2 protein-coding genes are annotated in these 1,061 nt (G+C 42.6%); one reads left to right on the top strand and one right to left on the bottom strand.

The genetic code is table 11. From position 1 onward, the window contains the following. Nucleotides 1-413, top strand: a 413-nt coding sequence (locus tag R7E00_RS25005; RefSeq protein ID WP_318124907.1) for a DUF721 domain-containing protein, incomplete at its 5' end; no start/stop codon positions are given. Between the two features lie 104 nt (nucleotides 414-517). On the opposite strand, the gene lpxC is transcribed toward R7E00_RS25005, so the two are convergent. After that, nucleotides 518-1,061 (bottom strand): UDP-3-O-acyl-N-acetylglucosamine deacetylase (lpxC, locus tag R7E00_RS25000; protein ID WP_318124906.1); only part of this gene is annotated, 544 nt, incomplete at its 5' end.

The following is a 1,061-nucleotide window of genomic DNA, read 5'->3' as shown; positions in this document are numbered from 1 at the left end:
AGTCTCAATTTAAGCAAATTCAAGAACATGCCGGAGAAATCTTGCAGCTTAACCAAGCTCTACAAACAATTTTACCAAAAGGGACGGCAGATCATTGCCGAGTTGCAAATATTCGCAATGGCCATCTTCTGATAGACGTATCTAGCGCGGCCATCAAAATGAAGATCGACTACGATCGTCTAATGATCTTAAACAAACTGCGCACACAAGGTTATGCAAAATTGATAAGTGTCGACGTTCGGATCAACCCTTCACTTTATCGTAATCGATACGAGAAAGACGATAGGCCAAAACGCCCGCCACTCACTGAGTCAGCAGCTCAATCACTGATGACCATCGCTGATATGGCCCCACCAAAAATCCAAGAGCGACTAAAAAGGCTCGCAGATATGGCAGAAAAATCTGGCCAATAACCATCAACCATCAACCATCAACCATCAACCATCATCAAGTGATGGTAAAATTTAGATAGAAAAAAACCAGGTCGAAACCTGGTTTTTAATATTCTTTGACTAACTTATGCTAGCACCATGTTTGGCTCTGCAAAAGCGACTGGAGAACCGACTTCTTCTTCGAAAGTTGTCCATTCCCACGCTTCTTGATCCGCCAATACTGCGCGTAGAAGTTGGTTGTTTAAACCGTGACCTGATTTATAAGCACGGAATTCACCAATAATTGGATGACCACACATGTAAAGGTCGCCAATTGCATCTAACACCTTGTGAGTAACAAACTCATTCTCAAAGCGCAGACCTTCTTCGTTCAGAATTCGGTAATCGTCCAATACGATAGCATTATCGAAACTACCACCCAAAACTAGGTTTTGAGATTGTAGGTACTCGATATCACGCATAAAGCCAAACGTACGTGCACGAGAAATTTCGCGAACGAAACCTTGAGATGAGAAATCAAACAGCAGGCGCTGCTCGTCTGATTCAATCGCAGGGTGGTTAAAGTCAATTTCGAAGTCCATACGGAAGCCGTTAAATGGTACAAATTCTGCCCATTTATCACCATCTTCAAAACGAACTGGCTTTTTAATGCGGATAAAACGCTTAGGA

The organism is Vibrio sp. Vb1755 (assembly GCF_033338635.1).
Classification (GTDB): Bacteria; Pseudomonadota; Gammaproteobacteria; order Enterobacterales; family Vibrionaceae; genus Vibrio; species Vibrio alginolyticus.
Note: the sequence above shows the minus strand (reverse complement) of the source record. Positions and strands in the feature narration are given on the sequence as shown.